The sequence below is a fragment of the Sinorhizobium psoraleae genome, from assembly GCF_013283645.1.
In the GTDB taxonomy this organism is placed as follows: Bacteria; Pseudomonadota; Alphaproteobacteria; order Rhizobiales; family Rhizobiaceae; genus Sinorhizobium; species Sinorhizobium psoraleae.
On sequence record NZ_JABEKV010000002.1, the window covers coordinates 1,010,933 to 1,031,058 of the forward strand.

Here is a 20,126-nt window from a genome sequence, read left to right on the forward strand (position 1 = left end):
CGTTACGCATTTTCCTGGAATTGCTCTAACTCACGCCACAATGCAAAAACCCGCCGGAGCGGCCGGCGGGTTTTTCGGGCTTGTCGGAAACTTTCCCTCACGCCTTATGCGGTGGCGAGGACCTTTCCAGTGCGGGCGTCGACCGAAAGGGCGCCCGGACCGAAGGCGGCGAGCACGAGGAAAGCACCGGCGATCGTGATGTTCTTCATCATCATGATCTGGTTGAAGACCGTCAGCAGGCCGTTGGCAGCCGGCGGAAAGTCCGGAACGTTGATGGGGCCGCCATGGAAGACGAAACCGGTGACCAGGCAGAATGCGGCGAGCAGGTAGGACGCAATGCGCGTCTGGAAGCCGACGAGGACGGCGAGACCGGCAACGAGTTCAAACAGGCCGGCGAGATAGGCGAGCGCGGTTGCGGCCGGCCATCCGGCGCCGGTGATCATGCCGGCGGTTGCCGTCGGATCGGTCAGCTTGCCGAAACCCGACATGATGAAGATGATCGAAAGGAGGATGCGCCCAATAAGGACGATGACATTCTGAGACATGCGCGAGGCTCCTGATTGGAAATTTGTTAGAGGGAGAAATATCAGCATTTTCAAAAACATCTAGCCGCACAACCGGCGACAGATCGTTCACAATCGGGAGACAGATACGATTTATCGTCAACCGATGCTTTGAAAGCACGCCCCTGCCGACCGCTTCCCACGGCCGCCAACGCCTTCCATACAGCTCTTTTTATGTTGCAACGACGGAAGGACTGGGCGAAGAATTTCAACGCGTTGTAAGGGGACGCGTATGGGGAGATCTCATGACCGAAGTCAACAGGAGTCCCGCCTTCTGGCGATCCTTTCCGATTTTCGAGGAGTTCGACAAGGAGACGCTGACGGAACTCGCCGGCATCGCCACGTACCGAAAATGGCCCGCGGGCACCGTCATCTTCCAGCGCGGCGACGACGGCAACTACATGGTCGTCGTGGTGTCCGGCCGCATCAAGCTTTCGCTGTTCACGCCGCAGGGCCGCGAACTGATGCTGCGCCAGCACGAGGCAGGTTCGCTCTTCGGAGAAATGGCCTTGCTCGACGGACAGCCGCGGTCGGCCGATGCGACGGCGGTCACCGCAGCCGAAGGCTACGTGATCGGCAAGAAGGCCTTTCTCGATCTCATCACCCATAGGCCACAGATCGCCGAAGCGGTGATCCGCTTTCTCTGCGCGCAGCTCCGCGATACGACGGAGCGGCTGGAAACGATTGCGCTCTATGACCTCCATGCCCGCGTTGCCCGCTTCTTTCTTGCAACGCTCAAACAGATCCACGGCCAAGAGCTTCCGAGCAGCGCCAATCTGCGCCTGACCTTAAGCCAGACCGATATCGCCGCCATTCTCGGCGCGAGCCGGCCAAAGGTGAATCGCGCCATTCTGTCGCTCGAGGAATGCGGTGCGCTGAAGCGCGCGGACGGCATCATTTGCTGTAATGTAGATAAACTGCTGAGCGTCGCCGATCCCGAGGAGGGCTAGGTCGGTTGAGCGTGCAACGCCGCCACTATCGCGTCACCCCGCTCTTCGGCGGGATCATCGCAAGCCTGGCGGCGGCGCTGCTTCTCTATCTCTATGGCGAAACCGTTTTCAAAACCCCACGCGAACTTTTCTTCGACAATCTCACGCAGTGGGTGACCTCGCCGCGGTCGCCGGACATCACCGTGGTCGATATCGACCGCAAGGCCCATGAAGCGCTCGGCTCCGGAAACTGGGACCGGGCGGCCACGGCCGCGCTGATATTGCGGCTCTCCACGGCGGGAGCAAAGGCGATTGCGGTCGACTTCGTCTTCAGTACCGAATGCGAGCCCGACTCCGCCGGCAACATCGCGCTTGCTTCCGCGATTGCAAATGCACCCGTCGTTCTGGGCTTTCTCGCCGCCGACCGTGCCTTGGAGCATCCGCGCCCCGTTCCTCCGCTCGCCCTGCGACGCAGGCTTGCCGTTCCCGACCTCTGGTTCATCGAGGGGGCAGAAACATCCTGCCCGGAATTCATGGACCGGTCCAAGGCGGCCACTGCCGGCTTTCTCGTCGGCGACGAGGACGCTCGCGTGCGGCGGGCGCAGGCTTTTGCGATCCTCGGCAACGACGCCTATCCGGCGCTCGGGATCGAAGCGGGAAGGCTCGCGGCCGGGAGCAGCACCCCGGTGCTCGGCGGCGAACCTGCCTGGCTACGGCTCGATCATGCAATCATCCCCCTCGACTCGGCGGGCAACCTGCGTTTCGTGGCAAGCTCGGAAGGTGCGATTGCCGCGCGGACGCTCTCGGCCGCCGACATCATGGCAAACACGGTCGACAGAAGCCGTCTCGCGGGCAAACTGGTCTTTATCGGCAGCAGCATGCCGAGCCTCGGCGGGCTGAGACCCAGCGCCTCGATGCCGCTCGAGCCTTCGGTACAGATCCACGCCGACATCGCCAACGCCGTCATGACCGGCTTCGTTCCCTATCGGCATGACGGGCTGCCATTCGCCGAAGCCTTGTTCAGCCTGGCAGCCGGCACGATCGCAGCCTTTGGCGCGATCCGACTTCGGCCGCACGCGACACTCGCCCTCGGCCTCCTCGCGCTGCTCTTTGTCGTTGCCAGCGCCGGCGCGATTTACGCGGCAACAGGCTGGCTCGTCGATGCAGTCGGTATCGGGGCAGCGCTGGTTTCAGTGCTCGTCGTAACGAGTGCGCTGCAACTAGCCCACGTACGCCGTGCGGAGGCGATCGCCCGGCAGAAATTTTCGCAATATCTGCCCCAGTCCGTCGTGGCGCGCTACATAGACCAGCCGAATGCCGGACGCGTGGCCGGCGAGGAGCGCATCGTCACCGCGCTCTTCACCGATATCGAGGGGTTCTCGACGCTCGCCCACAAGCTCGGCCCTCGCGAACTCGTGGCTTTGCTCGACATCTATTTCGCGGAAGTGAACGCGCTTGTCTCCCGCCATGGCGGCATGGTCGACAAGGTGGCCGGCGACGCGGTGCATGCGCTTTTCAACGCTCCGGAGGACCTCGACGATCACGTCAACAAGGCGATCGAATGCGCCGTGGCGATCCACGCATTGACCGAAGAGATGCGTCAGCGGCCGCAATTTGCAGAAAACGGTTTCGGCAGGACCCGGATCGGCGTCGAAACCGGCCCCGCGATCCTCGGCGAGGTGGGCGCCGGAGGCAAGCTCGACTACACCGCGCATGGCAACGCGGTTAACCTGGCCGCCAGGCTTCAGGACGCGAACAAATTCCTTGGAACGGCAATCTGCATCGGACCGGCGGCCGCGGCGCAAACGGGCACGCCGCTTCGGGCGCTTGGACGCCACGATATCCGCGGCTTCGGACCGATGGAACTTTTCACGGTCGCTGACCTGCCATCCCAGGCGAAATGAGAGCGGGGCTGTTAGGGGATTTCATAGCTTCCTTGAACCAGTGAAATCCTCTAACTCCTTGAAACCACGCAATTCCGGACGGAAAACCGTTCCACACTTTTCCTAGAATTGCTTTACGGCAACCCGACGCTCGCATAGGCTTGCCGGATGCGGGCCTGCCCCCAATTCGTCGGTTCCGAGGGTGCGGCACCGGGCCGGTCGAAGTCGACGCCCTGGCCGGCAGTAACCGTGCGCGTCACACCACCACCCTCGACGGACACGGCCCCGCGCTCCACGAAGACGGCAAAGGCCGCCCGGCTCGGCCCGCAGAAGAACTTCGTGCCCCGCACGCCGATCATCCCGAAAGCCGTGCGCACCGCCACGTCCACCTTGGAAAGCCCTTCCGGCCGGTCGAAGACCATCCGGCCGAGACCGAGCTCGAGCGTGCCGCCCTGCTCGGCGATGAAACTGTCGATCAGGAGTTCCGTCTGCGGGCCGAGCAGGATGCGCGTCTCGCTGAGCGCGAGATCGGCAAAGCTGTTGGTGCTCGTCAGGACATAGTCGTTGTCGAGGACGGAGCCGCCGACAGCCAACCGCGCCTCGTCCTCTCCCTGCCGACGGCGAACGTTGCCGCGAATCTTCTCCGCCTTGCCGACCACCGAATTGGTGGCCGCATTCCCCAATCGGCCGGCCATGGCCGCCAGCATCAGGCCGCCAACAAAAACTCGCCTTTTCACATGTATCTGCCGCATCGGCCTTGCCCGCTGCCCTCTCGCAACGCTCCCTGTTCGAGCCTCCGGCGCCTCCGAGGATAACCGCACGCATCGGCGATGCAAGACGCATCTCGTCTTTGGCCGGCGCGGATCCTCACCCAGACACTCTCCGTCCGGCCGGGATCATTGCTGTTTCCCGAGGAACAGGTGTCGCATCGCGACGGCCCTAGGATTGAGGCTGTACGAGGGAGACCATGATGGACAACCGGATCAATCAGAGCGTTCGCATCGCCAATGTTTTTCAGCTGGCGGTCATCACGCTCCTTTCATTTGCTACGATCGCGCTTCCCGCCGCGCGTGCCGCCGATCTGACTGCCGCCGAACAATGCGACCGGGAAGCGGGCAGCGAATTCGACCTGGAACGAAACAGATCGTTCCCGGCAGTCGACACTGAGGACATCCGGATCGGCATCGCGCTTTCTGCTTGCCGCGAGGCCTATAACCAGAATGGCAACGCGCGGGTGCAGTTCCAGCTCGCGCGCGTTCTAGACAGGGCTGGGCAGAAAATACAGTCGCGCCGAATTCTGGAGGAAGCCGCGCACAACGGCCATGCGCTGGCCAGGGTGAATTACGGTGCCCTGCTCGCCGAGGCCGGCGAAGCGGAGATGGCATTTAGCCTCTATCAGCAGGCGGCGGCGGCCGGGAACATCCTCGCCGCCTACAATCTCGGTGTCGCCTATCGCGACGGCGTCGGCACCGTCACCGACGGGACACTGGCAATCCGCTGGTTCGAACGAGCGTCGCTGGCCGGCGACGACGTCGCCGCGTTCAACCTGGCGGTAATGCTGGATGAAGGCACGGCCGTGCCGGAAGACAATCTTGGGGCGGCAAAATTCTACGGTCTCGCCGCCCGGCGCGGCAATGTCGATGCCATGGTCAATCTGGGCTTGATGTTCGAAAGCGGTGAAGGCGTGCGGCGCAATCCCGCCGTCGCACAGGAACTGTTCAGGCAGGCGGCCGACCGCGGCGATCCGTTTGGTCAGCAAAAGCTCGACCCGATCGCCACGGGCAGCGTCCTTCACGCCGCTATGGTGGCAAAGATGGACCGGCGCAAATGACGAAACCATTTCCGCGCGGTTACAGCGCCGCGGGATCGGGTCTCAACGGATCTCGCCCGCCTGCGGCCCCCAGGTATCGGTTAGCGCGAAACCTTCGGCGAGCGGATCGAACGGATCGAGCGCCACCTGATGGAGGCCGAAGGTCCATCCCCGACCTGAGATGGTCGGAATGATTGCCGGCCTGCCGGCGACCGTCGTAACGCCTTCGAGCCCCACCTCGAACTCCGAACCGATGATCGATCGGGATTTCAGGATGTCGCCGGGCTTCACTTGGCCGCGCGCATGCAGCGTCGCAAGGTTTGCTGAACTGCCGGTGCCGCAAGGAGAGCGATCGACACGGCCCGGCCACATCGTCGTGCAGGTTCGGACCGTTCCATCCGCCTCGGTGTCCCGGAACATCACATAGGCGACGCCGCTGATTTCGGGTATCTCGGGATGGACGACCGGGATCGTGCGGTTGACGAGGTCCTTGAGCAGCATGCCGGCTTCGACGATCCGCCGCGCGTTCGCCTTTTCGATCGTCGTGCCGATCTGGCGTACGTCGACCAGCGCGTAGAAAACGCCGCCGAAACAGAGATCCAGCTTGATGCGGCCCCATTCCGGCGTCTCGATCTCGACGTCCAGCTCCTGCACGAAGGAGGGCACCATGGTGAGCTTCACCCTTTCGCACCGTCCGTCGCGGCAGGTGGCGGTCGCCTTGACGAGGCCAGCTGCAGTGTCGAGAATCACGACGGTTTCCGGCTCCTTCATCTCTATCATGCCGGATTCGAGCAGCGCGGTCGTCACGCAGATCGAATTGGATCCGGACATGGCATGGGCCTGATCCGCCTGGAGGATGATGAAGCCGGCATCCGCTTCCGGCCGCTTCGGCGGCACGAGCAGGTTGACCGAGCCGATCGATCCGGAACGCGGCTCAAGGCAGAGGAACCGGCGCAGGTTGTCGTCGACCGTATTGATGTGGTTCAGCTGTTCGGCGACCGTGTTTCCCGGGATCTTCGGCACGCCGCCGATCGCCACCTTGCCGATCTCGCCCTCGCAATGAACATCCAGCAACTGGATCGTGCGCTTCCATCTCATGAAGTATCTCCGGATATCGCGTCTGCCGACGTTTACCGCATTCAATCCGGTGCCGGCGCTCGTCTGATATATCAGACCCGGTAACGATGCATACAGCCTCCGCGTTTCGACCGCAAGACGGACGACGACGTAGCCGGGTTGCAGCCCCGCGTCGCCCACTGTTCATTCACCCAAAGATGCCGCTTGACGGCCGCGCGCCCGCGCGGGAGCGTGAAAAACGGGAGCATCACTGGAACGCGCATGACGAAGTTCATCATCTTCACCGACCTGCACATGGTTCCCGAAGGCATGACGATCATCGGGCTCGATCCCTATCGGCGACTCGCCAACGGGATCGCTCACGTCAACCGCTATCATGCCGATACGGACTGCGTGATTTTTGCCGGGGACCTCACGCACCGGGCCGACCGCCCGTCCTACGAACGGCTGAAGGCGCTCGTTGGCGACCTCGTCCCGCCGGCGGCGATGATGATTGGCAATCACGACCGGCGCGAGGTTTTCCTGGATGTTTTTTCCGACGCAACAACAGACGAGAACGGCTTCGTCCAGCAGGCGATCGATTTCGCCGATTGCCGCGCCATTCTGCTCGACACGCTGTTTGCGCCGCCCTACGACTACCCCGTGAGCCATGCTGGCCACCTTTGCGAACGACGCCTTGCGTGGCTCGATCGGCAACTCGGCGAGGCCGGCGACCGGCCGGTGCTGATCTTCATGCACCACCCTCCGCATGTGACCGGCTTCACCGGCATCGACATGATCCGCCTGATCAACGGGCAGGAATTCTATGCCCTCGCGGAGCGCCACGGCAATGTGCGCCACATCATCGCCGGCCATGTTCATCGCACGATCAGCGGCTCGAGCCGCGGCATTCCGTTCTCGATCTTCAAGAGCCCGGTTCATCAGCAGCCCATGCCCTTCGATACGCCGGACGCTTCGCTCTCCGTCGACGAACCGGCAGCCTATGGCATCGTTCTGGTCACGGATGACGGCGTCCTCGTCCACACGGAAGACTACGAAATTGCCCGGCGCGATGCGGCGATGGCGTAACAGCCATTTCGACGCCACCGCCTTCGTGTTAGGCTGGGCCATGAGCCATTCCGTTTCATCCAGCCCAGATTTCGACTGCCAGAGTTGCGGCGCCTGTTGTGCCTATTCGGCCGATTGGCCGCGCTTTTCGCTGGAAACCGACGAAGAGCTCGATCGCATTCCGGCGGAATATGTCGCTGCCGACCTCGGCGGCATGCGTTGCGAGAACGATCGCTGCACGGCGCTTGACGGCACGCTTGGACGTTTCGTCGCTTGCAAGATCTACGCGGTGCGACCGATCGTGTGCCGGACCTGCATGCCGGGTGACGACGAATGCCTGATGGCGCGTGCACGGCATTTCGGCGCTGCCGCCTGACTACAGCGCCACGCGTCTTATCAGACGCGCAAAGGACGCTGTAGCACTTTGAATTGCTGCGTGTTTTTATCCTTAAATCGGCTACGATTTAAGGATAACGTGCAGTAGGGATCATCCGGCACTCGCTGCGACACTCCGCATGTTCCTCCGTTTGCGGCCGACGGGGTAGCTAAACATTCCGAGAATGCCCCAATTTGCCGGATGGATGTTCGGCTGCGTCAGGCGTATTTTCTGCCCACGAAATCAGAGGCGCCAGACGCCTGTTACCGCTCCGTGGAGGACCGCGTTCGATGAGCCAGACCAAGCTTCAAAAATCCCCCCCAGCTACGGACGCAGCGCCCGCGCCTTTTGCCGACTTCGCGTCGCCGATCCGGCCGCAAACCACGCTTCGTCAGGCGATCACGGCCGCATACCGCCGCCCGGAACCGGAATGCCTGCCGGCGCTCATTGAGGCGGCGACGCTGCCCAAGGAAACCCGCGACGCCGCCGCTAAAACCGCCCGCAAGCTGATCGAGGCGCTCCGCGCCAAGCACAAAGGCTCGGGCGTGGAAGGGCTCGTGCACGAATATTCGCTGTCGAGCCAGGAGGGCGTCGCGCTGATGTGCCTTGCGGAAGCGCTGCTGCGCATTCCCGATACGGCGACCCGCGACGCGCTGATCCGCGACAAGATCTCCGATGGCGACTGGAAGTCGCATCTGGGCGGCGGCCGTTCGCTCTTCGTCAACGCCGCGACCTGGGGTCTCGTCGTCACCGGCAAGCTGACCTCGACCGTCAACGACCGCAGCCTTGCCGCGGCGCTGACGCGGCTCATCGCCCGGTGCGGCGAACCGGTGATCCGCCGCGGCGTCGACATGGCGATGCGGATGATGGGCGAGCAGTTCGTCACCGGCGAGACGATCGACGAGGCGCTGCGCCGCTCGCGCGCGCTCGAACAGAAGGGCTTCCGCTATTCCTACGACATGCTTGGCGAGGCGGCGACGACGGCCGCCGACGCGGAACGCTATTACAAGGACTATGAAGCCGCGATCCATGCGATCGGCAGGGCTTCCGCGGGGCGCGGCATCTATGAAGGTCCTGGCATTTCGATCAAGCTGTCGGCACTCCATCCGCGCTATTCGCGCGCCCAGGCCGCGCGGGTCATGGGCGAACTGTTGCCAAAGGTGAAGGCGCTCGCGCTCATCGCCAAGAAATATGACATCGGCCTCAACATCGACGCCGAGGAAGCCGACCGCCTGGAGCTGTCGCTCGATCTCCTCGAAGAGCTTTGCCTCGACTCCGAGCTCTCCGGCTGGAACGGCATGGGCTTCGTCGTGCAGGCCTATGGCAAGCGCTGCCCCTTCGTCCTGGATTTCATCATCGATCTGGCACGCCGCTCGGGCCGACGCATCATGGTTCGACTGGTCAAGGGCGCCTATTGGGACGCCGAAATCAAGCGCGCGCAGCTCGACGGGCTTGAGGATTTCCCTGTCTTCACCCGCAAGATCCACACCGACGTTTCCTATGTCGCCTGCGCCCGCAAGCTGCTTTCGGCAACCGACGTGATCTTTCCGCAGTTTGCCACCCACAACGCACAGACGCTCGCCACCATCTACCACATGGCCGGCAAGGATTTTCAGATTGGTAAATATGAGTTCCAGTGCCTGCACGGCATGGGCGAGCCGCTCTACGACGAGGTCGTCGGCCGCAACAATCTCGACCGCCCGTGCCGCATCTATGCGCCGGTCGGCACGCATGAAACGCTGCTTGCCTATCTCGTCCGCCGCCTGCTCGAGAATGGCGCAAACTCCTCCTTCGTCAACCGCATTGCCGATCCGAAGGTCTCCGTCGACGAGCTCATTGCCGATCCGGTCGAGATCGTCCGTTCCATGCCGGTCATGGGAGCGAAGCACGATCAGATCGCGTTGCCGGCCAAGCTCTTCGGAGAGGCTCGCACCAATTCCGCCGGCGTCGATCTCTCGAATGAGGCCAATCTCGCATCGCTGACCGAGGCATTGAAGGCGAGCGCCGCAACCGCCTGGACCTCCGTGCCGCAGCTCGCGACCGGCGCGGCCTCGGGCGAAACGCGCCCCGTCTTCAATCCCGGCGACCATCGCGACATCGTTGGCTCGGTGACGGAAACGTCGGACGAGGATGCCAAGCGCGCGGCGCGTCTCGCTCGCGAGGCCGCCGAAGCGTGGGCCGCCGTTGCCCCGACCGAAAGGGCCGCCTGCCTTGACCGCGCAGCCGATCTGATGCAAGCGCGCATGCAGACGCTGCTTGGGCTGATCGCCCGCGAAGCCGGCAAGTCGCTGCCGAATTCGATCGCCGAGGTGCGCGAGGCAATCGATTTCCTGCGCTACTACGCTGAGCAGACCCGCCGCACGCTCGGCCCGGCCCACAGACCGCTGGGCCCGATCGTCTGCATCAGTCCATGGAATTTCCCGCTGGCGATCTTCACCGGTCAGATCGCCGCCGCACTCGTCGCGGGCAATCCGGTGCTTGCCAAGCCGGCGGAGGAAACGCCGTTGATCGCGGCCGAAGGCGTGCGCCTTCTGCATGAAGCGGGCATTCCGGCCAATGTGCTGCAGCTCCTGCCCGGTGACGGCCGCGTCGGCGCGGCGCTGGTCGCCGCACCGGAGATTGCAGGGGTGATGTTCACCGGCTCGACGGAGGTCGCGCGGCTCATTCAGGCGCAACTCGCCGACCGGCTTTCGCCTGCCGGACGGCCGATCCCGCTGATCGCCGAGACCGGCGGCCAGAACGCGATGATCGTCGACTCCTCCGCCCTTGCCGAGCAGGTCGTCGCCGACGTGATCGCATCGGCCTTCGACAGCGCCGGTCAGCGCTGCTCGGCGCTGCGTGTGCTCTGCCTCCAGGAGGACATTGCCGATCGCACCCTCACGATGCTGAAGGGTGCCCTGCACGAACTGAACATCGGCCGCACCGACCGTCTTGCCGTCGACGTCGGCCCGGTTATCACCGCCGAGGCGAAGGGCATCATCGAAAAGCACATCGACGCGATGCGCGGGCTTGGCCGCAAGGTGGAGCAGATCGGTCTTGCGAGCGAGACGGATCTGGGCACCTTCGTGCCGCCGACGATCATCGAGCTTCAGAAACTCTCCGATCTCAAGCGTGAGGTCTTCGGACCGGTGCTGCACGTCATCCGTTACCACCGTGACGATCTCGATCGGCTGGTCGACGACGTCAACGCCACCGGCTACGGCCTGACCTTCGGCCTCCACACGCGCCTTGACGAGACGATCGCGCATGTGACCAGCCGCGTGAAGGCCGGCAACCTCTATGTGAACCGCAACATCATCGGTGCCGTCGTCGGCGTGCAACCCTTCGGCGGGCGCGGCCTTTCCGGCACCGGTCCGAAGGCTGGCGGCCCGCTCTATCTCGGCCGGCTGGTGACGACCGCACCGGTGCCGCCGCAGCACAGCTCGGTGCACACGGACCCTGCCCTCCTCGACTTCGCCAAGTGGCTCGACGGCCGCGGTGCGAGGGCCGAAGCAGAAGCGGCACGCAACGCCGGCAGCAGTTCAGCCCTCGGGCTGGAGCTGGAGCTGCCAGGTCCGGTCGGCGAGCGGAATCTTTACGCGCTGCACCCACGCGGTCGGATCCTGCTCGTGCCGCAGACCGAGGCGGGTCTCTACCATCAGCTCGCCGCGGCGCTCGCGACCGGCAACAGCGTCGTCATCGACGCCGCCTCGGGACTGCAGCCCTCGCTTAAGGGCCTTCCGCAGAGTGTCTCCCTCCGCGTCTCCTGGTCGAAGGACTGGGCGGCCGACGGCCCCTTCGCCGGCGCTCTTGTCGAGGGCGACGCCGAGCGCATCCGCGACGTCAACAAGGCGATCGCCGCGCTCCCGGGTCCGCTGGTGCTCGTCCAGGCCGCGTCGAGTGAGGAGATCGCCCGCAATCCCGACGCCTATTGCCTGAACTGGCTGCTCGAAGAGGTTTCAACCTCGATCAACACTGCGGCCGCCGGCGGCAATGCCAGCCTTATGGCGATCGGGTGAGCGCAACGTCGGCGTTCTCGATCTGCGCCTGATTTGCCCCTCACCCATCCCCTCTCCCCGCACGCGGGGAGAGGGGATGGGCCGCACGCCGAGGCATCACTCGCAGCGACTTTGGGGACGAGGCGGTGCCCCGGCTCCCTTCTCCCCGCATGCGGGGAGAAGGGAGCCGGGGCAGCGGTATGAGGGGCGGCCACACCCGTCACTTTGCCCGCTGGCACACCCTTCCCCAATCCGCTATCTGCATTCCAAAGAACGGAAGCAGCGGATGTTCACCCTCCAGCGCATCGAGACCTCGACACAGGACATCAAGAAAAGCCGGTTCCTCGCGATCGCCGGCCCGATCGAGGACGAGCAATCGGCAAAGGCCTTTCTCGCGGCGCATTCCGACCCCACCGCCAATCACAATTGCTGGGCCTGGCGGCTTGGTCAGAGCTATCGCTTCAGTGACGATGGCGAGCCGAGCGGCACGGCGGGCAAGCCGATCCTCGCGGCAATCGACGGCCAGTCGCTCGATCGGGTCGCGGTCGTCGTCACCCGATGGTTCGGCGGCGTCCTGCTTGGAAGCGGCGGGCTGATCCGCGCCTATGGCGGCACTGCGGCGCTGTGCCTTCGGTCTGCTGAAAAGGTCGAACTCGTCGACACGCAGCGCGCCACGATCGTCTGCGACTTTGCCGATCTTGCGCTGATCAAGGCACGGCTGACGGCGCGCGGCGTAGTGCTCGCCGGAGAAACATTCACGGATACAGGGGCGGTCCTGACGGCCGAGATGCGGCGGGACATCGCGGCGGAGGTCCTCGCACTCGTCACCGATCTCAGTCGCGGCAAGGCGACCGTCTCGCTCGAAGACTGAACTTCCATGCGAAACACAACCAGCATAGAAGTCACGCCGACGCAGAACACGACGAGGACATCGAAATGAAAACGAGAGTTTTGGGGCGAACGGGTGCAACGATCTCGGAAATCGGCTTTGGCGCCTGGCAGATCGGCGGCGCCTGGGGCGACGTCAGTGAAGAAGACGGCAAGCGCGCGCTTCACGCCGCGCTCGATAGCGGCGTCACCTTCGTCGACACGGCCGACGTCTATGGCGACGGCCGTTCGGAAAAGATCATTTCTACGGTGCTGAAGGAGCGCGGCGGAGACCGCCCCTTTGTCGCCACCAAGGCCGGCCGTCGGCTCAACCCGCACGTCGCCGGCGGCTATACGGCCGCCAATATCGAGGCCTTCATCGACCGCAGCCTGAAGAACATCGGCGTCGAAACAGTGGATCTCGTGCAACTGCACTGCCCGCCGACGGATGTCTATTACCGCCCGGACGTCTTCGGCGCCCTCGACCGGTTGGTGGCCAAGGGCAAGATCCGCCACTATGGTGTCTCGGTCGAAAAGGTTGAGGAGGCCCTGAAGGCGATCGAGTATCCGGGCGTCGCCACGGTTCAGATCATCTACAACATCTTCCGGCAGCGTCCGCAGGAACTCTTCTTCGCCGAGGCGCGAAAGAAGAATGTCGGCGTCATCGTGCGCGTTCCGCTCGCCTCCGGCCTGCTTTCAGGCAAGATCGGAAAGGGCACGGTTTTCGCGGCTGACGACCACCGCAATTTCAACCGCCACGGAGAAGCCTTCGATGTCGGAGAAACCTTCGCCGGCGTGCCTTTCGACGTCGCGCTCGAAGCGGTGGATGAACTGCGCGCGCTGGTGCCGGAAAATGTCCCGATGGCCCAGTTTGCCCTTCGCTGGATTCTGGAGCAGCCGGCTGTTTCCGTCGTCATTCCCGGTGCCCGCAACGAGGCGCAGGCGCAGTCGAACGCCGCGGCGAGCGCGCTGCCAGCGCTTGACGACAAGACAATGGCCGCGATCGTCGCGCTTTACGAGCGGCTGATCAAGGTTCATGTTCATCACAGATGGTAGGAAACTGACGCTCCGCAGAAGACGCGGGGCCTCGGAAGGAAGGCACCGATGCAAGAGGCCTTCGATCTGGAGCGCTTCGTGAAAGCGCAGGAAAGCACGTACCGCAGCGCACTGGCGGAACTCGCCGCCGGCGCCAAGCGAACCCACTGGATGTGGTTCATCTTTCCGCAGATCGCAGGCCTCGGCCAATCGCCGACGGCGCAATACTATGCCCTTGCCAACCTCGATGAGGCGCGCGCCTATCTGCGGCACCCGCTGCTTGGTCACCGCATTCTCGAATGCACGGAAGCGGTGAACACTCTTCAGGGGCGATCCGCACTCGAGATTTTCGGCCGACCGGACGATCTCAAGTTTCGCTCGTCCATGACGCTCTTCGAGAGAGCCGCCCCGACGGTCGGCGCCTTCGCACGGGCGCTCGAGCGCTATTTTGACGGCCTGAGAGATCCGAGGACGCTCGAAATCCTCAACCGGGACTGAATTCCTAATCCGTCACTACGGAGACGTGACCGGCATCTGGGAAAGAACAAACAGGAGCAATGTCGCGAAGGCCGCCAGCCCGACAATGATCAGCATCAGTTCCTTCATCATATAGCGATACATAAAATCCTCCCACGGATGACGTCGGGAAGCACACAACTTCATATGGGATCCGGATCACCGGACTTGTAGGCGCGCCCGCACACAACACCGTGAAATGCGGTGACGCCTGCGTGTCTTCCGAAGTCGACAAATGGTCACGCTGCCAAGCTAAACGCGCGAAGACGAGCTTCGATCGCTTGCACAATCAGAAAAACGCGCAGCGACGGAGAGGTTGCGATCGGTGGTGGAATTACTATCTGTATAATTATCCTCGTCAGATCGTGTGGAGCTTGCCCATGATCGCCATGCTGACCCTGCAGACCCTCATTTGGTTCGCAATCATTGGAGTGGTGCTCTTTGCCTCCGCCGGAACGCTCGAGTGGCCGGCCGCGTGGGTCTTCCTCGCGGCGATGCTGGCGCTCTCCCTGATCGCCGGACTGTCGCTCGCCCGGCATGATCCCGCACTGCTCAAGGAAAGGCTGTCGGCACCTATTCAGAAAGGGCAACCTTTTGCGGACAAGGTGCTGACCACCGTCATCCTTCTGTTCCTGCTCGGCGCATTTGCATTCATGGCACTCGACGCCGTGCGGTTCGGTTGGTCGTCGGTTCCCGAGTGGGTACAGGTCCTCGGCGGCTCGGCGCTCTTGTTTTCGATCTGGTTCGACTACCGGACGTTCAGGGAAAACAGCTTCGCGGCACCCGTCGTGAAGATCCAGAGGGAGCGAGCGCAAAGGGTGGTTACCACGGGACCATACAGCTACGTCCGCCATCCCCTCTACGCCGGCGCCCTTATCTTCGTCGCGGGCACCTCGCTGCTCCTCGGCTCCTGGTGGGGGCTCGGGGCGGTGCTCGTGCTCATCGCCTTGCTTGCCATGCGCATCGGCATCGAGGAAAAGGAGCTCCGGACCGGTCTTGCGGGATACGACGCCTATGCAGCGCGCGTGCGCTATCGCCTGATCCCCTACGTCTGGTAATGACGGGATTTAACCTTCATCCCCAAACTGGGAATGACAATCGACGGGATTAAGAAGGTCCTTCCGGGGTCTCCTGTCTTCGATTGGCAATCGATTGAGAAGGAGGTCACAGGGAAAGCCAATGAGGCGTTAGATTTCATCCTCTCCTCTGGGGGCAAGGCGACTTCCTCTGAGGTCATGAGTGCAATCGGGATGCCGGATAAGGGGAACTTTGCGAGACTCATCAATCGGGATGACTTCAAGGATGCCCTCAAGAAGAACGGTATTGAATTGGTGAAAGCCCGAGGCAAGGGCGCACAAAGCTACTTCCAGAAGAAAATCAAAGAACTTCCTTAGGGAGACAGGAGCGCAACTGAGAAACCCCTACTTGAAATTTAGCTTAAGCCCCGCCGCCCGATCCCCAAGGGAATTCTCAAGATAGCTCTTTCTCAGCGGTCGTCAGGAAGACCAGAGTCGAAGCCGTCATATGAAGCATGTAAGCAGTCAGGTAATCGGGGACAGTCTGAGGTGTTGCCCCTTGGCCATGTCCACTGAGCTTGTTTCGTCCAGTCGGAATGCTGCTTTCTAGGAGACTTCTCAGCGAGTTGAATTGCTGTTGCCAGAATGACGGGATCAAACCGTTAGCAAAGCAGATATCGATAAGTCTCTTCGCTGTATCCCCTGTCTGGTAGGTCCACCCTCGCTTGTCACAAATCGCCTTCATCGTGCTTTCAAAAGCCTTCAGGCAATCGTTCAGGGCTTCCTTGTTCTTCCCTGCTTTGTAATGCTCGTAAGCGTTTATGAACTCCTCGTGAGCACCAGCATACTGTTTGGTATTCAGGAGCCTCAGGGCTGGCTTAACGGCTTCTTGGTGGATCAACTCCGAGTCCACACGAATGATCTTCCCGTCAACGAATTGAAACCCAATCGCATGTTCTTTGAAGCGAATGTTTAGCTCGTCAATCGCTTCGTCCGCTTTAGTCTTTCCCTCGCCGTAAGCGTGTATATGGTCATCTTTTCGTACTATGACGTCAATGTATCGGAATGCGATATCGAGTGCATCCAGACATCTATTGTTATCACTACTGACTATGAAGAAGTCCATGAACTCTGATCTAAACGTTCGCCGGTCGCCATAGACAAGATTGAGTTCCCCGAACTCTCTCCTCAGGATTTCCACTATTGTTCTATATGCTTCATCCGTGGCGGAGTAACCGCCATTTCCAAGTACGTCATTTAGGATGTGCACGACCTGGTTCTTGAGACGTATGTTAAGATCGTAAGTAAATACATCTGGAGCGTCTCCACTCAAACGCTTCTGCCTCTTAGAGTAGGTCTCGAACACTGCCATCAGGTACCTGCCAGTCTAACCACTTCCTCAAGTTGATACGGAACGTAGTTCCCCTCAGGGGTCCCATGAACCGTCATGAGGGTATCAGAACATGATTCTTCTCAAGGTTGATTAGCCTTCGTCTGAAATGACGGAATTTTCCCGAGAAATTTTCAGGGTGTCATTCACTACCCCGGCCACGGGGGCTATCCCCCCTGTACCCCCTCAGGCTTCGAAGCAGGGAATGAGGAAATTATCTTTCGTCAGTGAGCAATAAAGGATCAAAGCGGCGAATCTTTATGTCGTCTAGCACCAGAGGTGCATCAAGGCTTTCAGCCGTCCATGACATACAGGAAGCTCTATCCGCCCCAAAGACCAACTCCGAGTCTGACGGGCAGACAATCGAATTGTCATTACAGGGTCATTACATCTTCCCTGTCGATCCCTTGCATTAGCCTCAGGGGACACTCAGCGTGTCGGATAACTTATTGAGATTATTAAGGAAAAATGGCGCACCCGAAGAGATTCGAACTCCTGACCCCCAGATTCGTAGTCTGGTGCTCTATCCAGCTGAGCTACGGGTGCTTGCCTGAAGCGGTGAGAACCGCTTGCGTGGCGATCCTCTACTGGGTCCTTTCGGCGATTGCAAGCGCCTTTCGGCAAAAAATTTCATTTTTGCGACAACCGTGGATAACGCGTCGGAGAGGGCGATCGGGGTTCAGCGAGGACCTCGTGGCGGAATGTCAGGGCCGCGCCTTCGAACGGAAGGCGTCCAACGGCACCGGGCGATCCGGCAGTTCGATGCGGAACAGCGTGCCGGGCGTCGGCTTTTCCACGAGCGCTATCGTCCCGCCATGGGCAAGCACCAGTTCGCGAGCAATGGCAAGGCCGAGCCCCGTGCCGCCGGAGCGCGCCGAGCCGCGGAAGGCGGCAAACAGGTTTTCGCGCGCCTTGGCCGGCATGCCCGGCCCGGTATCGTCCACCGAAATCGCAACCACGCTCCCCGTTCGGATGGCGGAAACGGAAACCATCTTGGCGCGGCCGTCCTCCGGCTCGTGTTGCGTCAGCGCCTGTACGGCATTGCGGCAGAGATTGTGCACGACGCGAAAAAGCTGCTCGCTGTCCGCATCGACGACGACGTCGTCCCGAATCTGGATCTCGAAATCGATGCCGCTCTGGCGGTCGATCGCCAGGAGTTCGGCAACATCCTCGACGAGTGGGCGCAGGGCGACAAAGCGACGGTGCGGCTCTGCCTCAGCCGTGCGCCCGTAGGAGAGCACCTCCTGCGTATAACCGACGGCGCGGTCGATCGTTCTCAAGAGCGTGGGCGCGAAGCGTTTCACCACCGGATCATCGACGTCGGCGAGCCGGTCGGAAATGAGCTGCGCGGACGAGAGGATGTTGCGCATGTCATGGTTGATCTTCGAAACGGCGAGGCCGAGTTCGGCGAGGCTTTTCTGTTGCTTCAGGGTTTTCTGCAGTTCGCGCTGCATGCTCGCGAGATGCTGACCGGCGACCGCCAGTTCATCCCTGCCTTCCGGCGAAACGAGGAGGCGCTCCGGGTTGGACGGCTCGTCGGCGAACTCCTGCATGCTCGCCGTCATCCGCCTGATCGGCACGATCAGCATGCGATTGATGGCGAGAAAGATCAGTGCCGCCGTGATCAGCGAAATCACGATCGACAGAAGGAAGACGTTGCGCGAATAGACGAGCATCGCCTTGCGCAAGCCGGCATCCTTCATCACCAGCTCGATTGTCGCATCGCTTTCGCCGAGCGGACCATAAACCCGCACGATCCGGCTGCCGCCGAACAGCAGCGTATCGAATGCGTCGCGTATCGCGCCCACGGGGGTAAAGTTGGCGATGTCGTATTCCCCGTCGATCGCCGGAGGCATGTCGACGCTGGCGATCATCCGCGACGCATCCTTGCGGCGAATGACGATGGCCTTGGTTCCCGTCGCCATCAGCGTGTCGCGTTGCACGGCCCGCGGAAGCTCGACATTCTGCAGTCCGTCGACGGCGACGGCCGCGGCGGCCACGGTATTCAGCCGATCCTGAAGCCAACGGATCCGCATATTGGCGACCGATGGCACAAAGATCAGAACTTCCGCGAGCATGACGAAAGCCACCGTCAAAAGCAGCAACTTGCCGGAGAGGCCGCGAAGAAACCCGACGGCCGCTCGGGGCTTCGCACTCGCATTGGCCGGACGCGCGTCTTCCACCATAAACCTAGAACATTCCCTGCAAACTCAGCCAAAATACCGCAGCATTCCGATCACGGATCGAACAAGCGGATTTCGCGCCACGGGGGCATAATAGGAGATCGATGCCTGTTTTCCAATCTCGGACAAGGTGGGATAGGGCGCCACATAGCCGCGAAAATGCTTGAGCGTCAGCCGATTGGCGATGGCGAATGCAAAGCCGTTGATCATTTCGCCGGCACCGGCACCGGCGATCGCCGCCCCGATGATCCGACCGCGCCGGCCGACCGTGATCTTGATCAGCCCCCGGTCGAGGCCGTCGGTGCGGGCGCGATCATTTGCAGAAAAATCCCAGCGGACGACGTCGATCCGGCCGAACTTTTCCCGCGCCTCTGCCTCGCCAAGGCCGACCTGCGCAAGCTCCGGATCGGTAAACGTCACCCTCGGAACAATGTCGCGCTCTTCGCGCGCCGGCATTCGGAACAGGATCTGCTGCAGCACGAGCCGCGCATGGTAGCTCGCAACATGGGTGAATTGCAGGCCGCCTGTGGCGTCGCCGATGGCATAGACGCGACGATTGCTCGTTCGCAGATCTGCTCCAACGGCGATCCCCTTCGCATCGTGGCGAATACCGGCGGCGCCGAGGTCGAGAGAAGCATGGTTGGGGACGCGGCCCGCGGCCAGCAAAAGATCGCTGCCATCGACGGCGAAACGCCCTTGCGCATTCTCGCAAAGCAGCCGGACGCCGTCCGCCTGCCGCTCGACCGATAGGATGGCGGTTTGCTCGTGAAGCACGGTGCCCTCGGCGCGGATCGCCTCCAGGACGATCGCTGCCAGTTCCGGATCGCCGCTCGAAAGCGCCTTGCCGGCCTCGACGACCGTCACGCGCGCCCCGATCCTGCGATATGCCTGCGCCATCTCCATTCCGACCGGTCCGGCGCCGACAATGACGAGGTGTTCCGGCAGCCGCTTCAGATCGAAGAGTGTCTCATTGGTAAGGTACGGCGCCTCCGCCAGCCCCGGGATTGCGGGAATGGCCGGCGACGAACCGATGGCGATCACGAAGCGCCGCGCCCGGATGATATGGTCGCCGGTCGCGACCGTCCTGTCGTCGACAAACCGGGCCGTGTCGGCGATGACCTTCACGCCAAGGCTCTCGAACCGCTCTGCGGAATCATGCGGCGCGATTGCGCCGATGACCGCGTGGACCCGCGCCTGCAATCGCTCGTAGTCGACGACCGGTTCGCCTGCGGCGATGCCGAATTCGCCTGCTGCTCGGATCGCCTGTGCATGTTTCGCGGCCGCAATCAGCGCCTTCGACGGCACGCAGCCAAAGTTCAGGCAATCCCCGCCCATTCGGCCGCGCTCGACAAGGACGACCGGCACGCCGAAGGCCGCGGCACCCGCAGCCACGGACAGGCCTGCCGCACCGCCGCCGATCACGCAGATATCCGGATTGAGGATTTTCGCCACGCCGC

Annotated in this window: 17 protein-coding genes, 1 tRNA gene and 1 pseudogene; 12 read left to right on the forward strand and 7 right to left on the reverse strand. The window is 62.3% G+C overall.

The window, feature by feature from the left end; translation table 11 throughout:
- Positions 1-104: 104 nt before the first annotated feature.
- Complete coding sequence (locus ILFOPFJJ_RS13495) at positions 105-545, reverse strand: DoxX family protein (protein ID WP_173511039.1); 441 nt, start codon at positions 543-545, stop codon at positions 105-107.
- Between the two features lie 263 nt (positions 546-808).
- Between ILFOPFJJ_RS13495 and ILFOPFJJ_RS13500 the strand changes: the two genes are divergently transcribed.
- Positions 809-1,513, forward strand: coding sequence for a Crp/Fnr family transcriptional regulator (locus tag ILFOPFJJ_RS13500; protein ID WP_173511040.1), 705 nt, complete (start codon positions 809-811; stop codon positions 1,511-1,513).
- Between the two features lie 11 nt (positions 1,514-1,524).
- A complete protein-coding gene (locus ILFOPFJJ_RS13505) occupies positions 1,525-3,396 on the forward strand; it encodes a CHASE2 domain-containing protein (RefSeq protein WP_173511509.1) in 1,872 nt (623 codons plus the stop codon).
- Positions 3,397-3,509: 113 nt separating this feature from the next.
- Here the strand turns inward: ILFOPFJJ_RS13505 and ILFOPFJJ_RS13510 are convergent, their stop codons facing one another.
- On the reverse strand, positions 3,510-4,127 hold the full coding sequence (locus ILFOPFJJ_RS13510) for a FecR domain-containing protein (protein ID WP_173511041.1): 618 nt from the start codon (positions 4,125-4,127) through the stop codon (positions 3,510-3,512).
- Positions 4,128-4,345: 218 nt separating this feature from the next.
- On the opposite strand from ILFOPFJJ_RS13510, the pseudogene ILFOPFJJ_RS36215 reads away from it, so the two are divergent.
- A pseudogene (locus ILFOPFJJ_RS36215) lies at positions 4,346-4,891 on the forward strand (SEL1-like repeat protein); the annotation flags it as partial.
- Positions 4,892-5,206 carry a tetratricopeptide repeat protein gene (locus ILFOPFJJ_RS36465; RefSeq protein WP_376741422.1) on the forward strand — a complete coding sequence of 105 codons (315 nt, stop codon included), beginning with the start codon at positions 4,892-4,894 and terminating at the stop codon, positions 5,204-5,206.
- 42 nt (positions 5,207-5,248) lie between these two features.
- Here the strand turns inward: ILFOPFJJ_RS36465 and ILFOPFJJ_RS13520 are convergent, their stop codons facing one another.
- Complete coding sequence (locus ILFOPFJJ_RS13520; RefSeq protein ID WP_173511043.1) at positions 5,249-6,283, reverse strand: proline racemase family protein; 1,035 nt, start codon at positions 6,281-6,283, stop codon at positions 5,249-5,251.
- A gap of 240 nt (positions 6,284-6,523) precedes the next feature.
- Between ILFOPFJJ_RS13520 and spdA the strand changes: the two genes are divergently transcribed.
- The 8 genes from spdA to ILFOPFJJ_RS13560 all read left to right on the forward strand — a co-directional run bounded on the left by spdA (position 6,524) and on the right by ILFOPFJJ_RS13560 (position 15,474).
- Entirely contained in the window at positions 6,524-7,330 is an 807-nt protein-coding gene (spdA, locus tag ILFOPFJJ_RS13525; protein WP_173511044.1) for a 2', 3'cyclic nucleotide phosphodiesterase SpdA, read from the forward strand.
- A gap of 40 nt (positions 7,331-7,370) precedes the next feature.
- Positions 7,371-7,685 carry a YkgJ family cysteine cluster protein gene (locus ILFOPFJJ_RS13530; protein WP_173511045.1) on the forward strand — a complete coding sequence of 105 codons (315 nt, stop codon included), beginning with the start codon at positions 7,371-7,373 and terminating at the stop codon, positions 7,683-7,685.
- A gap of 290 nt (positions 7,686-7,975) precedes the next feature.
- A complete protein-coding gene (putA, locus tag ILFOPFJJ_RS13535; protein WP_173511046.1) occupies positions 7,976-11,683 on the forward strand; it encodes a trifunctional transcriptional regulator/proline dehydrogenase/L-glutamate gamma-semialdehyde dehydrogenase in 3,708 nt (1,235 codons plus the stop codon).
- A gap of 265 nt (positions 11,684-11,948) precedes the next feature.
- Complete coding sequence (locus tag ILFOPFJJ_RS13540; protein ID WP_173511047.1) at positions 11,949-12,533, forward strand: IMPACT family protein; 585 nt, start codon at positions 11,949-11,951, stop codon at positions 12,531-12,533.
- Positions 12,534-12,598: 65 nt separating this feature from the next.
- On the forward strand, positions 12,599-13,585 hold the full coding sequence (locus ILFOPFJJ_RS13545; protein WP_173511048.1) for an aldo/keto reductase: 987 nt from the start codon (positions 12,599-12,601) through the stop codon (positions 13,583-13,585).
- Positions 13,586-13,633: 48 nt separating this feature from the next.
- Positions 13,634-14,062, forward strand: a complete 429-nt coding sequence (locus ILFOPFJJ_RS13550) for a DUF1810 domain-containing protein (protein WP_173511049.1) — start codon at positions 13,634-13,636, stop codon at positions 14,060-14,062.
- A gap of 398 nt (positions 14,063-14,460) precedes the next feature.
- The gene (locus ILFOPFJJ_RS13555; protein ID WP_173511050.1) at positions 14,461-15,138 is read left to right on the forward strand and encodes a methyltransferase family protein; all 678 of its coding nucleotides are present in this window, start codon (positions 14,461-14,463) and stop codon (positions 15,136-15,138) included.
- Between the two features lie 33 nt (positions 15,139-15,171).
- Entirely contained in the window at positions 15,172-15,474 is a 303-nt protein-coding gene (locus tag ILFOPFJJ_RS13560; protein WP_173511051.1) for a hypothetical protein, read from the forward strand.
- A gap of 76 nt (positions 15,475-15,550) precedes the next feature.
- On the opposite strand, the gene ILFOPFJJ_RS13565 is transcribed toward ILFOPFJJ_RS13560, so the two are convergent.
- From ILFOPFJJ_RS13565 to ILFOPFJJ_RS13580, 4 genes are all read right to left on the reverse strand, one after another.
- Complete coding sequence (locus tag ILFOPFJJ_RS13565) at positions 15,551-16,468, reverse strand: abortive infection family protein (RefSeq protein ID WP_173511052.1); 918 nt, start codon at positions 16,466-16,468, stop codon at positions 15,551-15,553.
- A 487-nt stretch (positions 16,469-16,955) separates the two neighbouring features.
- A tRNA-Arg gene (locus ILFOPFJJ_RS13570) sits at positions 16,956-17,032 on the reverse strand.
- A gap of 158 nt (positions 17,033-17,190) precedes the next feature.
- The gene (locus ILFOPFJJ_RS13575) at positions 17,191-18,672 is read right to left on the reverse strand and encodes a sensor histidine kinase (protein ID WP_173511053.1); all 1,482 of its coding nucleotides are present in this window, start codon (positions 18,670-18,672) and stop codon (positions 17,191-17,193) included.
- Between the two features lie 24 nt (positions 18,673-18,696).
- Positions 18,697-20,121 (reverse strand): dihydrolipoyl dehydrogenase family protein, encoded by a 1,425-nt coding sequence (locus ILFOPFJJ_RS13580; protein ID WP_173511054.1) that lies wholly within the window; start codon positions 20,119-20,121, stop codon positions 18,697-18,699.
- Between the last annotated feature and the right edge of the window lie 5 nt (positions 20,122-20,126).

Excerpts from the sequence above, each read along its gene's own strand:
- ILFOPFJJ_RS13495 (WP_173511039.1), bottom strand. The coding sequence starts at position 545 with ATGTCTCAGAATGTCATCGTCCTTATTGGGCGCATCCTCCTTTCGATC.
- ILFOPFJJ_RS13500 (WP_173511040.1), top strand. The coding sequence starts at position 809 with ATGACCGAAGTCAACAGGAGTCCCGCCTTCTGGCGATCCTTTCCGATT.
- ILFOPFJJ_RS13510 (WP_173511041.1), bottom strand. The coding sequence starts at position 4,127 with ATGCGGCAGATACATGTGAAAAGGCGAGTTTTTGTTGGCGGCCTGATG.
- ILFOPFJJ_RS13520 (WP_173511043.1), bottom strand. The coding sequence starts at position 6,283 with ATGAGATGGAAGCGCACGATCCAGTTGCTGGATGTTCATTGCGAGGGC.
- spdA (WP_173511044.1), top strand. The coding sequence starts at position 6,524 with ATGACGAAGTTCATCATCTTCACCGACCTGCACATGGTTCCCGAAGGC.
- ILFOPFJJ_RS13530 (WP_173511045.1), top strand. The coding sequence starts at position 7,371 with ATGAGCCATTCCGTTTCATCCAGCCCAGATTTCGACTGCCAGAGTTGC.
- putA (WP_173511046.1), top strand. The coding sequence starts at position 7,976 with ATGAGCCAGACCAAGCTTCAAAAATCCCCCCCAGCTACGGACGCAGCG.
- ILFOPFJJ_RS13540 (WP_173511047.1), top strand. The coding sequence starts at position 11,949 with ATGTTCACCCTCCAGCGCATCGAGACCTCGACACAGGACATCAAGAAA.
- ILFOPFJJ_RS13545 (WP_173511048.1), top strand. The coding sequence starts at position 12,599 with ATGAAAACGAGAGTTTTGGGGCGAACGGGTGCAACGATCTCGGAAATC.
- ILFOPFJJ_RS13550 (WP_173511049.1), top strand. The coding sequence starts at position 13,634 with ATGCAAGAGGCCTTCGATCTGGAGCGCTTCGTGAAAGCGCAGGAAAGC.
- ILFOPFJJ_RS13555 (WP_173511050.1), top strand. The coding sequence starts at position 14,461 with ATGATCGCCATGCTGACCCTGCAGACCCTCATTTGGTTCGCAATCATT.
- ILFOPFJJ_RS13560 (WP_173511051.1), top strand. The coding sequence starts at position 15,172 with ATGACAATCGACGGGATTAAGAAGGTCCTTCCGGGGTCTCCTGTCTTC.
- ILFOPFJJ_RS13565 (WP_173511052.1), bottom strand. The coding sequence starts at position 16,468 with ATGGCAGTGTTCGAGACCTACTCTAAGAGGCAGAAGCGTTTGAGTGGA.
- ILFOPFJJ_RS13575 (WP_173511053.1), bottom strand. The coding sequence starts at position 18,672 with ATGGTGGAAGACGCGCGTCCGGCCAATGCGAGTGCGAAGCCCCGAGCG.